This window comes from Lacrimispora sp. BS-2, from assembly GCF_040207125.1.
GTDB lineage: Bacteria > Bacillota > Clostridia > Lachnospirales > Lachnospiraceae > Lacrimispora.
In genome coordinates, this window is the sequence record NZ_CP157940.1 from 2,176,895 (window position 1) to 2,189,828 (window position 12,934).

Sequence of the window (12,934 nt, forward strand, 5' to 3'; positions counted from 1 at the left end):
TCTTTAATGCTAATTCTAAATACTGTAATGCTTCATTCTTATCCAATGAAAGCATATCAGCTTTGCACCCATTTTACACTCTGATCCAGATAATACCATTTACCACTAACCGTTTCCAAATCTGTGTCCATAGCACTATCAGTCCCTGATTAAAACCAGATTACTCTTTTATTCTCTATTTTTATATCTATAATCAAGAGTATCCTTTACTCACCTCAATATAACTCAAAAACACATACTCAATAACAGTCAAAAAATTAACAAACGAATTGTGATACAAATGTTCCCCAATCTTAACCGGACTACTAACCGCATACAAACTATAATCACTCATACCCGCCAGCAAATTACTTTGAAGATTTGTGATAGATACTATTTTTACCTTCTTCAGATGAAGCAGTTGCAGGGTATCCTTTATCTTCTGCACATTCCCGGATAAAGAAATTACAATCACCAGATCATCAGGTCCCAGATTCTTTGACAACATGCAAAGCTCATCACTGGCGCCTACACAATAGATATATTTATTCATCTGCATAAACAAACGCTGCATTTCCATTGCACAATGGCTCTGGGCCTGTCCCGTTCCATAAACAACAACATTTTGTGACTTATGAATTTCCTTTGCTATGACGGACAGATTCGCAGATGATTCTGTCTGCTGGCACGTATTCAGAAAATCACTTCTTACGCTTGATTTGATATCCTTATCATTGCTTTTCACTTGTTCTTTATTTTCCCATTTCAAATAATTCTTAAATTCACTGTATCCGGAAAACCCCAGCTTTTGGGTCAATCTTAAAATAGTGCTCTTCGATGTATTGCATTCATTTGCCAGGTCTTCAATACTCATTTCAGAAATCTTATATACAATTGCCATGATAATAGAAAGGCTTTGAATGTCTGATTCATTTAATTTATCATAATTTTTATTAATCGCTTCAATCAGCATGATGCCACCTCATTTTAATATTTCTTTCATAGTATCATATCCCGGGCAAAAAATATACTATCGATATCCGGCTCTAATATTAAGAAAAATGACAGAAAAAAGCTCTGTCATTTTTCAATAAAATATATAAACTATCCCCTCTTTTACAATTTCACCTTATTTCAGTTCCGGCCAATATTCCTTATTTACTTCATATAAGTCATCCAAAATCTGTTTTGCAACCGTAACGCTTGGAACCGTTTTGGACAGCGCAACCGCCTGCCATAATTTTTGATAAGAACCTTCTATCCAGGCATCTACGACCAGTTTCTCAACAGCTACCTGCTCTTCCATCAGACCTTTCTGGAAGGTGGGTATGGTACCAACTGACAAAGGCTGAGGTCCGGAAGAGGTCACCAGACATGGAACTTCAACCATTGCTGTATTATCAAAGTTTTCAATAATTCCATTGTTTTCAACAATCAGAAGCATTCTTGCATAAGTATTGAATTTTAATGCCGTTGCCAGATCCACAATATAGGAAGCATGTTCATCCAAAGATAATTCGCTGCCTTCAAACGCCTTGTTCCCGGCAATCATGCGGCATGCTGTGAAAACTTCCTTTTCTCTTGTATCCATAACCTGGTTTGCTCTTGTACAATTGATATCCGAATGCTTTACAACCGTATCCGGTAAAAGATAATACTTCAAATACGTATTTGGCAGGGTATCCGGATCAATTGCATAAATGTCTTTTGCCATACGGTAGGTTTCATTCCAGCTGGAATCCCCATGCTGCTTCGCCTCATCTGCGTCTGAAGGTATAAAATATCCCATTTCTTTTACATGCTTTTTCAGCTCAGGCATCAGGTCTTTTCCGTCTTTGCTTCTTACACCATACCACCAGCCAAAATGATTTAGTCCATAATATTGGGTAATAATATCACTTCGTTTTTCATATCCTAATATCTTTAACATATTATTTTCGATGCTGATGGGCATATCACAAATATTAAGGATCTTTGCTTTAGGCCGTAATCTTCTGGTGGCTTCTGCTACAATGGCAGCCGGATTGGAATAGTTAAGCAGCCATGCATCCGGGGAATATTTTTCCATGTAATCAACCAATTCTAAAACACCCTGAATCGAGCGCATTCCATATGCAATTCCGCCTGGACCGCATGTTTCCTGGCCGACAACTCCATATTTCAGAGGAATCTTTTCATCCAGCTCCCGCATTTTGTATTTACCAACACGAATGTGTGCCATAACAAAGTCAACATCCGTGAAAGCTTCCTCAGGATCACAGGTTGCCAGAAATTCAATTTCCGGATGTTTCTTATGAATGATGATCTCACATGCATCAGCAATTACTTTCTGCCTCTGCGGGTCATTGTCATAAAACTTAATTTTCCTCAGCGGAAAGCGGTCTAAATGTTCCAATAACATAAGTATGATTCCCGGGGTATAGGTACTTCCGCCGCCAGCAATAACAACTGAACTTTTTTCTAATTCTGTATTTAACATTTTATCCACCTCATTTATTCATTTATAACAGCTTTTCAAATTCATTTTTTACATTTTCTACATCAAAACCAATGATTACCTGTATTGCTTTCCCTTTGCGGACAACGCCTTTTGCATTATATTTCTTAAAATCCTCATCTGCTGCAACAAGGCTTTCCTCTTTCACACTGAGACGTAATCTTGTCATACAATTTGTAACGCTTTCGATATTTTCCCTGCCTCCTAAAGCCTGTAAAAAGCCAACCGCTTCGTCATGGAAAACACTGGATGCAGATCCGGTCTGCTTTGCCGGCTCAACTTCATTGCTCATATCTTTCTCTCTGCCGGGAGTCATAATATTGAATTTCTTTATGGCCCAGTAAAATACCACAAAATAGATTACAGAGAAGATCAAACCGATCACAATATGAGTAATGACTTCTCCCATATGATTCTTCATCATCGGCATCCAATTGTAGGTGATATAATCCATGAGCCCTCCGCCTTGATAACCTACGACACCAAACATGTACAAAACAGTCGAAAGCAAAGCAGCAAGAACTGCACCTACCGCAAACAGCATGGGGGATATAAATAAGAATGTAAACTCAATTGGCTCAGTAATACCGCATAATACAGCAGGTATCGCAGCAGAAATCAGCATCGCTGCAACTTTCTTTCTATTTTCCGGACGGGCCGTTTTATACATGGCCAGCGCTATGGCAGGCATTCCCCAGACGGCACAGTTTCCATATAATGCAAATCCACCGGTAGGAAACAATTCCTTTAAGGGAGCTGTGGAAGCAGCGTATTCATTTACATGGGCCATCCAGTGTGTCCAGTTACCGTCTGCTATGACTGCTGGACCTAAATCAAACGGCGTCCATAAAAAATGATGCAAGCCGGTAGGAAGGGTAATGCGCTCTAAAAAGGTAAACAGGAATACACCAAGATTACCGGATTTTGATAAGAACTCCTGCAATCCTAAAATAGCGGATTGGACACCGGGCCATATAAAGCATACTGCAAAGGACATTGGAATCATGAAAACAAAACCAATAATAACGATTAAAGCGGAACCTTGAAAAGAGCTTACTACGCTTGGAAGTTTCTTATCATACCAGCAGTTGTGAATCCATACGGCAATTGCAGCAATCATAATGGCCCCAATAACGCTCATATCCATTGTTTTAATTCCTGCGACCATTGCAAGTCCGCTTGTTCCGCCTATTTCCTGAGCGAAATCTACATGGAACATTGTATCGCCAAAGAATGTAAGCAGAGACTGAATAAAGTAATTAAAGATAATATAAATTACAAAAGATTCCATCGCCGCACGGCCTGCTGCCTTTTTTGCCAGGCCAATGGGCAATGAAATTACAAATAACAATGGAAGCTGATTAAAAATTGCATATCCCCCATCATACATCATGGACCAGAATCTATACCAGGTCGTAGTGTCTGCTGCTAAAGCCCCCATAATATCTGCATTCATGAAAATGGTCGAGAATCCGATGATAATACCGGCAAATGGCATAAGCATTACGGGTGCCATCATCGCTCCTCCAAACCTCTGCAGTTTCTCCATCATAATAATATCCTCCTATAGGTAAGTGTGAATTTTCGCGAAAATCTTCATCCGTAAATAACATAGCATACCGGCATATAAAAAAACAGCCCTGTAAGGGCTTTCGGCACAAGGTAAGAATATCTGTTATTTTTCCCATTTATGCGGGAAATTTCTCAATTACTTATAGAGTAACTAATATTACCAAATAAAATAAGGGTGAAGCCCTCAAAATGGCTTCACCCCATAACCCTTACAATAGCCTCTCTTACATTCCCGACTCCAATCAGGCGCATCCCTTCCACCTTCCCCATCTTTCCCAGGGAAATTTCCGGCATTACGCAGGTATTAAATCCCAGCTTCTTCGCCTCATTCACTCTCTGCTGAGCCATGGACACGGCCCGCACCTCTCCTGCCAATCCCACTTCCCCGAAAATAATGGTTTTCGGATCCACGGCCTTGTCCTTCATGCTGGATACAATCGCCATAATAATGGCTAAGTCTAAAGCAGGCTCATTCATACGTAAGCCGCCAGTAATATTCACATAAGCATCAAAATGAGACAGGTCATAATGGCACCGTTTTTCCAAAACAGCCATCAAAAGGTTTACCCTGTTATAATCCGTACCTGCCGCAGTACGCCTGGGCATACCAAAGGCTGTTGGAGTAACAAGGGCCTGAACCTCCAAAAGCATGGGTCTGGTGCCTTCCATGGAACAGGCAACCACTGCACCGGAGGCATCCTCCGGCCTTCCGCTGAGCATGTATTCCGAAGGGTTCTTCACCTCGGAAAGCCCGCTCTCAACCATTTCAAAAACGCCGATCTCATTGGTGGACCCAAAACGGTTCTTCACTCCCCGGATGATCCGGTAAGAAGCGCTTCTGTCTCCTTCAAAATATAAAACTGTATCAACCATATGCTCTAAGACTCTGGGACCGGCCACCACACCTTCTTTTGTTACATGGCCGACGATGAATATGGCAATTCCCGCACCCTTGGCGATCTGAAGCAGGATATTGGTAGATTCCCTTACCTGGCTGACACTTCCCGGGGCGGAAGAAATTTCTTCCCGGAACATGGTCTGTATGGAATCAATGATCACCACATCCGGCTTTTCTTCCTCAATAGCACTTTCAATCAGCTCCAGTCCTGTTTCACAAAGGAATAATAAATCCCCCTTCACTTCCCCGATCCGGTTTGCCCGCAGCTTAATCTGTTTTAAGGATTCCTCTCCTGATATGTAAAGCACCTTTCTGCTGTCGGCTGCCAGGTTGCGGCATACCTGCAAAAGCAGCGTGGATTTGCCAATGCCCGGATCACCGCCAACCAACACGAGAGAGCCTTTGACAACACCCCCGCCAAGAACCCGGTCCAGTTCCTCATATCCGGTTTTCATCCGGTCCTGCTCGTCTAATTGGATTTCAGACAACCGGGAAGGCCTGGCATTCATGAAATGATTTCCTGCAGTCGCTTTTCCACTGATTCCCCGCTTAGCCGCAGGTTCTTTTTTTCCGGCAGGCTCCTCCACAAACGTATTCCATTCCTTACAGGCCGGGCACTGCCCCAGCCATTTTGCCGATTCATATCCGCATTCCTTACAGAAGAATGCTGTTGTTTTCCCCTTTGCCATGGAATTCCCTCCTAACGAAAAAATCTGGGCCCGGCTCTTCATAAAAGAGCCGAACCCAGCTTTACATCCTGTTATCTTCGCTTGATCTTCACTGCTACAGGTGTTTCTTCATTCAGTTCTACGCTGATGGACAGCTTTCCGCTCATATTGGTTCTCATGCCTCCAACGGCAGCATCAGCCACAAACACCTCATATTCCGTATCCTCTGCCAGCTGAATGGTCAGCTGTGCATCCTTGTCACCTTCTACTAAAAATTCCACTCCGTCATTGGATACGGTGAAATTCATGGCAGCGGTTCCCGGTACGGATTCATATACGAACATGCCGTTTCGTTCCAGCTTGGTTATTTCATAAAAGGTCTTTACTTTATATAAATCACCATCGTGCTCAAAATCCTGTAATTTTGACTTTGTCTTTAATTTGTAATTACCAAAACTGATCGTTCCGTCTTGTTCTGTACGGATTAATTCTTCAATTACCGGCATTGGTTTGCCCTCCTAGTATTTTGTTTACTTATCCTTTTTAAGGCGATGAACAAATGATTTCGCTTGTAGCTATTATACACGAATTGATATGAAAAGGCTAGTTATTTCACCAGTTCCTTAACAGAAAATTTTAATCCGTCCTCACCTGCAGTCACAGCAACGTTATCCCCTGTTTTTACCGTTCCATTTAAAATTTCTTCTGCCAGCTTATCCTCCAGGCAGTTCTGAATGGTACGCCTTAAGGGTCTTGCACCGTATTTCTCATCATATCCCTTATTGATCAGGTAATCCTTTGCATCCTCTTCGATTTCCAGGGTGATGCTCATCTGTTCTGATGTCCGCTTCATGATATCCTTTACCATGATCGTCACAATATCCTTCATGTGCGTCTTATTTAACGTATGGAATACGATGATCTCATCGATCCTGTTAATGAATTCAGGCTTGAACAAACGCTTTACTTCTTCCATTACCCGGTCCTTCATGATTTTATAATCAGCCTTTTCATCTGAAACCGCACCAAAGCCCAGACGTTTTGGAGATATGATGTTCTCCGCTCCTGCATTGGAGGTCATGATGATAATGGTATTCTTAAAATCAATCTTCCGGCCCTGGGCATCTGTAATATGACCGTCATCAAGCACCTGGAGCAGAATATTGAACACATCAGGATGGGCCTTTTCAATCTCATCAAACAATATGACAGAATAGGGATTCCTGCGGACCTTTTCACTTAGCTGTCCGCCCTCGTCATAACCTACGTATCCTGGCGGTGAGCCAATCATCTTGGAAACGCTGTGCTTTTCCATATACTCAGACATGTCTACCCGGATCAGGGCGTTTTCCGTACCGAACATGGCTTCTGAGAGGGCCTTGGATAACTCGGTTTTTCCCACGCCCGTAGGCCCTAAAAACAGGAAGGAGCCAATGGGGCGCTTAGGATCCTTAAGTCCCACTCTTCCCCGCCGTATGGCCTTTGAAACAGCGGTAACCGCTTCCTCCTGGCCGATTACCCTCTCATGAAGGATATTTTCCAGATTGCAGAGGCGTTCGCTCTCTCCCTCTTCCAGCTTTCTTACAGGGATCTTAGTCCAGCTTGATACCACATCAGCGATCTCTCCCTCATCGACTATAAGGTTTTTTGAGGTTTTTTCCTTCTGCCAGCGCTCCCGGATCTTTTCTATCTTTTCCCGCTTCTTTTCCTGTTTTTTCTTAATGGTTCCAGCCTTTTCATAGGCTTCGGCCTTAATGGCTGCTTCCTTCTGATCCTCCAGCAGTTCGATCTCAGCTTCCAGTTCCTTAATTTCTGCCGGTTCCACAAATGTGGTCAGGCGTACCTTGGAAGAAGCCTCATCAATGACATCAATGGCCTTATCCGGAAGGAAACGGTCATTGATATACCTGGAAGACAGCTTTACCGCAGCCTTTATGGCATCTTCTGTAATGGTCACCTTGTGATGATCCTCATACCGTCCCTTAAGCCCTCTTAATATGCCGATAGCAGCTTCTTCGGAAGGCTCCTCCACCGTAACCGGCTGGAAACGCCGTTCCAGGGCAGAGTCCTTTTCAATATATTTACGGTATTCTTCAATGGTGGTGGCACCGATCAGCTGCAGTTCTCCTCTTGCCAGGGAAGGTTTTAATATATTGGAGGCGTCAATGGCTCCCTCCGCTCCGCCGGCACCGATAATCGTATGGATCTCATCGATGAACAAAAGGACTTCCCCATCATCGATCACCTCGGCAATCACCTTTTTAATTCTCTCTTCAAATTCTCCCCTGTATTTGGAACCGGCCACCATGCCGGATAAATCCAGGGTCAGAAGCCTTTTATCTGCAATGGTTTCAGGTACATCACCTCCTGCTATCATCTGCGCCAGGCCTTCCACAACTGCTGTCTTACCCACTCCAGGCTCTCCGATGAGACATGGATTGTTCTTGGTTCTCCGGCTCAGTATCTGGATCAGCCGCTTGATCTCCGACTCTCTTCCAATGACCGGATCAAGCTTTCCCTGTACCGCAAGCTCCGTCAAATCCCTGCTGTAGCTGTCAAGAGTCGGTGTGCTCCCCTTTGCCTTTGGTGATTTCAATAACTCTTCTTTATTGGCAGGAGCATCCTCTCCCATAGCGGAAAGCACATCAATATAAAGCTTTTGAATGCTGATCCCAATGGTATTTAAAAGCCTGGAAGCGACGCAGTCATTGTCACGGATTATGGAAATGAGCAAATGTTCTGTACCGATTAAGTTTGCTTTAAACCGCACGGCTTCCCGGTAGCTGTTCTCAAGGACCCTTCTGGCACCAGGAGTATACCCTCCGTCTTCTTTCAGACGGACTGCCTGATCGGGAGCGATAAGCTGGCTGATCAGGTTTAAAACCTTATCCTCTTTTACCCCGTTCTCTTCCAGGACCCTGGCAGCCACTCCGCTGCCCTCTTCTAAAAGCCCCAGTAATAAGTGCTCCGTTCCCACATAGCTGTGGCCAAGACGTTCCGCTGCCTGCACAGCCAGATTAATGGCTGTCTTGGCCTTTGTCGTAAATCTGTCTATCATAAATGCAATCCTCCTGTCATTTTAATTTACGCGGGCAGCAAGCCGGACGAACATGGCTGCATGTTCATTCGGCGGCTGCCCCGATAGCAGTAAAAAACCCTTAAACCGTGTTTCTTACAGCTCCGGTAATTCCTTCCGGATAAATTCCGCCCTGGCTCCATCCAGTTCTTCCTTGTTTAATGGACGGTCTGAAAGCTTCTGTAAATTCGCCGGCTGGATTCCAAGCATCAGGCGGTAGACGGAAAAATCTTCCTCCGTATGGATCAGGCCGTCTGCCAGTCCTGCCATGATCTGTGATAGGAAAATCATGGCGTCCCGGGAAGTCAGCCTTCTGGAGTATTTTAATACCCCATAGGATTTGTATACCTCATCTTCTCTCTCACCTCTGTGCCTCTGGAGAGAAAGCTTTCTTACCTGAAGCTCCTGGTTGGTCAGCTGAATGGCTGCCTTTGTAACCGTATCTAAGATCTCCCGCTCCGTCTGGCCCAAAGTCTTCTGGTTTGATATCTCATAAAGGGAGCCAAAGTTCTCATCCCTTTCCCCATGAACACCCCGGATGGAAGCCCCGAACCGGCCCATATCACTGATAAGGCCCTGGAACTTTCTTCCCTGGGACAGCATGGGAAGGTGCACCACCACCGATGCCCTTAAACCGGTCCCCATATTGGTGGGAAAGGAGGTGAGATAACCGTAACGGTCATCAAATGCATATGCAAACCGTTCATTGATATAATCATCAATTCTGTCCGCCCTTTCCCAAAGTTCTTCCAGATGAAGTCCCATCTGGAGAAGCTGGATCCGGATGTGGTCATCGCAGTTAAGTACAATGCCTGTATCTTCATTCTCGGAAATAAGAATGCCGGCAGGCTTCTTATTGGAAACGGCTGCCGAATTAAGGACCCTCCGCTCTTTAAGAGCCGTCCGGTCCAGTTCTTCCAACTCCCCAAGCATGGCAAACTCAAAATTCTTTCCTTCTGCCTTGCCTAAATCCTTTAAGCCAAACTCCAGTCTGTGGACCATCTCGCTGCTTTCCTTTTCATCAAGGGCTGCTGGAAACCGGTAATCCTGCCAGTTCCTGACCAGGCGGATCCGGCTGCTTATTACTCCAGGCCGACCAGTGTCCTTCTGTTCAAACCATCTAAGCATCTGTCTCATTTCCTTTCTTCAGCTCTCTTATCTTATCGCGGCATACGGCTGCCATCTCGTAATCCTCAAAGCGCAGGGCTTCCTTTAATTTGGCATCCCACTGAAAGATTTCCTCACGGTTGCCCACGCTTTTGGGGTGCAACGGCATGCCCTCAGAATGGCCGTCCTGAAAGCCGGAAGCAGTGTCTCCTTCTTCCCCTGTTCCCAGTCTTATGTTCATGTAGTCCTGCCTCTGGTAAACCGGTGTTTTTCCCGTATGGATGAGATTTCCATGAAGCTGCTTTAAGCTCTCTTCCATCAGAGGGCCGAACACACTGTAACAATCTGCACAGCCGAATCTGCTGTCTCTGACAAATTCATCGTACCCGGTTCCGCAGGTCGGGCACATGATCTGATGGAGCTTATCCGGCTCCTGATCTGTATCTTCTATTCCCAAAAGACCGGAAAGCAGTTTTCCTAAGGGAAACTCTCCGTCAAAAATAGCTGCGTACACGCCAAAATCCATCTCTTTTGCGCACTGGGCACAAAAATGATGCTCTTTCCTTGTCCCATTTACAACTTCTGTATATTGTATATTTGCTTCGCGAATTTTACATCTTTCACATAACATAATGAACCTCCAATCCAGTGAATCACTCTTCCCTCTGGCCCCTTAAAAATGACTGGAATATTTCATCAACCAGCTGGTGAACCTCTTCACATGATACATTTTTACAGACTCCTCTGGCAAGCACAACTCCTAAATCTTTGCGCATTTCATCAAGGACCTGGATTTTATCCACGTCCAGGGACACTACGGCCCCTTTACGGCGGTCCAGCTTGACGAACCCTTCCTGTTTCAGCACAGAGTACGCCTTATTTACCGTATGCATATTAATACCTATGTTGTCGGCCATCTGGCGCACGGAAGGCAGGGGGTCACCTTCTCTTATACTTTCAGTGGCGATTCCTATGATTATCTGGTTCCGAAGCTGGATATATATGGCTTCATCACTGTTAAAATCAATTTGTAAAAACATATTTTCACCATCTTTCGTTATATCTGTTATACACATAATAGCACAACCCATTGCCTTTTTCAACATAAAAAATCAATTGGCATCATTCCCCTTTTTAAACGTTGCATGGGATCCGTCCTGCTGGTCATTATATGGTCAGATTTCTTAAAATATAAATTGATTTTTTCTACCGGTTCCTTATGATAAAAGCCTATAACGAAAGCACCTTCATTCAGGTGCTTTCATCACTGTCATTCTAATTGTTTACAATTCTTTAATCATCCAGATCCAGGAACTCAAAGTCGTCTTCATCCTTGGCAGGCTCTTCTGCTTCCTTAAAGCCTTCCGGCTCCCTATAGCCCGGCCTTTGTCCGCCTTTTCCCTTTGGTTTCCCGGAATGGCCTTCCACAGAAGATGTCAGGTCCCGTTCTAATTCTTCCAAACTGGCTTCCTCGATGAAATCATCCTCGTCACGGATTTCTGATTCTGCCTCATCATCGTAATCAGGCTCGTCCACATATTCTTCCTGGTATTCCGGATCCAGTCCGGTTCTTAAGTTTTGTCTGTCAAATTCTTCCCTGCTGTATCTTTTGATCTTGCTTGTAGGGATTTCTTCCTCCGGCTCATCCCACAGTCTGTCATCTGCCGGTTTTGGTTCCTTTCCTTTACCGGAGCTGTCCCTGCCTGGCCGGATCGGGCCTGATCCGTTTCCTTTTCTTACAAGGACGATCACAGCAACCAGCAGGCCAAGGGCCGCGACGCTCACTGCAATTAAAATGTAGAACTGCCTGTAGTAATCCCTGGTCAGCCGGTCGTATGTGTTTGCCATTTCCACATACTTACTATTGGAAACCCCGGAAGCATAGTATTTTTGAATGGTCTTTTCAGTAAGATCATAACGGTAGAAACTCTTTTCTCCGTTCCAGTTCATTGCATAGAACAGGCAATATTGAGGCTCAGCCTCTGAGTCTTCCACCCAGCCGGTCACCCGCGCGCCGTCAATATCGGCCTGCCGTTCACGGAAGCCTTCCGGCACAACCGTATCCTTGTCAAGAGGAATGATGACAATGGCCTTTGCAATGGTCTCTACCTGTACGAACTGGGCCCAGGAATCAGAGCCCTCATTATAAATGTAGAATCCGCCATTTCCTCCTGAATCCTTTAAATAAAGGAGAAGCAGGTCTTTTTCCAGTCCTTTTCCAGCCATGACTTCTGTTCCTTTATAGGAATAAGTCTGAGACTCAAAGCCTTCCGGAAGCGCTGCTTCATCAAAGGATGAAGCAATGCTGTATTCCGTTCCGTTTATGGTCACCGCTGCCTCGCCGAATTCGGCCTCAGAAGTTTCTGTACTTCCTCCTGTGGCAGGGACTGTTTCTCCACCCTCTGCCTTTTTAACCTGAATGGTATAATTCTTAACGGTCTGCCCATCCTCTGCAGTTACCTTGACAACCACCTGGTTTTCTCCGGCCTTTAAGCCCTTTTCTCCCTGAAGAGTTACATGGGCGCCGGCATTGGCTGCCACCGCATTGACTACCAGGTCCACTGTGTTTGCGTCAACCTCTGCCGTATAGCTGTCAACAGCCGCAGAAAATGCCGGAGTCAGGGTCCCTGGAGAAATTTTTAATGATTTCAGTGTTGCATCTTTTGAATATGTGGCAGGAGAGGTGACCTTAACCGATGAGCTCCCCTGCTTGCTGAGTGAAACCGCCTGGGAATCCACATCATAGATTTCCTGGGAAGTTATGCTGATCTGGGTATTTCCCGCCTGCAGAGCCTTAAACTTCAAGGTAAAACTAAAGGCCTTCTGATTGGCGGAATCCATGGTTCCTAAAACCTTAATAGCCCCTGCGCCGCCATTTGCATTGGTTCCCCCGACAAACTCCAAAATATTCGGATCATAAGCCAGCATGATCTCCGCCGTACCCAGGGCGCTGTCACTGGTCACTTTCATGTTTACGGTTACTTCGTTCCCCACCATGACCGATGGGTCAGAAAACGCGATCTTGGCATCTGCGGCCCAGGATACCAGCCGTCCGGCAGGACAGGATATGGCAATCACACAGACCAGCATAATACCAGCCGTCAGTTTTTTTAGTTTCCTATTCATATTGTCTCCTA

At 44.9% G+C, this 12,934-nt stretch carries 10 protein-coding genes; all 10 read right to left on the reverse strand.

What is annotated here, in order from left to right; all coding sequences use genetic code 11:
- Positions 1-193: 193 nt before the first annotated feature.
- The 10 genes from ABFV83_RS10400 to ABFV83_RS10445 all read right to left on the reverse strand — a co-directional run bounded on the left by ABFV83_RS10400 (position 194) and on the right by ABFV83_RS10445 (position 12,923).
- Positions 194-952, reverse strand: a complete 759-nt coding sequence (locus ABFV83_RS10400; protein WP_349948781.1) for a MurR/RpiR family transcriptional regulator — start codon at positions 950-952, stop codon at positions 194-196.
- Positions 953-1,108: 156 nt separating this feature from the next.
- Positions 1,109-2,458: a 6-phospho-alpha-glucosidase gene (locus ABFV83_RS10405; RefSeq protein WP_349948782.1), complete on the reverse strand. Its 1,350-nt coding sequence runs from the start codon at positions 2,456-2,458 to the stop codon at positions 1,109-1,111.
- A 22-nt stretch (positions 2,459-2,480) separates the two neighbouring features.
- Positions 2,481-4,028 (reverse strand): alpha-glucoside-specific PTS transporter subunit IIBC, encoded by a 1,548-nt coding sequence (locus ABFV83_RS10410; protein ID WP_349948783.1) that lies wholly within the window; start codon positions 4,026-4,028, stop codon positions 2,481-2,483.
- A 215-nt stretch (positions 4,029-4,243) separates the two neighbouring features.
- The gene (gene radA, locus ABFV83_RS10415) at positions 4,244-5,635 is read right to left on the reverse strand and encodes a DNA repair protein RadA (RefSeq protein WP_349948784.1); all 1,392 of its coding nucleotides are present in this window, start codon (positions 5,633-5,635) and stop codon (positions 4,244-4,246) included.
- A gap of 71 nt (positions 5,636-5,706) precedes the next feature.
- Positions 5,707-6,120 (reverse strand): hypothetical protein, encoded by a 414-nt coding sequence (locus ABFV83_RS10420; protein WP_054738109.1) that lies wholly within the window; start codon positions 6,118-6,120, stop codon positions 5,707-5,709.
- 101 nt (positions 6,121-6,221) lie between these two features.
- The gene (locus tag ABFV83_RS10425; protein WP_349948785.1) at positions 6,222-8,672 is read right to left on the reverse strand and encodes an ATP-dependent Clp protease ATP-binding subunit; all 2,451 of its coding nucleotides are present in this window, start codon (positions 8,670-8,672) and stop codon (positions 6,222-6,224) included.
- A gap of 114 nt (positions 8,673-8,786) precedes the next feature.
- Positions 8,787-9,818 (reverse strand): ATP--guanido phosphotransferase, encoded by a 1,032-nt coding sequence (locus ABFV83_RS10430; RefSeq protein WP_349948786.1) that lies wholly within the window; start codon positions 9,816-9,818, stop codon positions 8,787-8,789.
- Positions 9,811-10,428: an excinuclease ABC subunit B gene (locus ABFV83_RS10435; protein WP_349948787.1), complete on the reverse strand. Its 618-nt coding sequence runs from the start codon at positions 10,426-10,428 to the stop codon at positions 9,811-9,813. Before ABFV83_RS10435 ends, ABFV83_RS10430 begins: the two co-directional genes overlap by 8 nt.
- A 22-nt stretch (positions 10,429-10,450) precedes the next feature.
- A complete protein-coding gene (locus ABFV83_RS10440; RefSeq protein WP_054738108.1) occupies positions 10,451-10,837 on the reverse strand; it encodes a GntR family transcriptional regulator in 387 nt (128 codons plus the stop codon).
- Positions 10,838-11,090: 253 nt separating this feature from the next.
- Positions 11,091-12,923 (reverse strand): cadherin-like beta sandwich domain-containing protein, encoded by a 1,833-nt coding sequence (locus tag ABFV83_RS10445; protein WP_349948788.1) that lies wholly within the window; start codon positions 12,921-12,923, stop codon positions 11,091-11,093.
- Positions 12,924-12,934 lie beyond the last annotated feature (11 nt).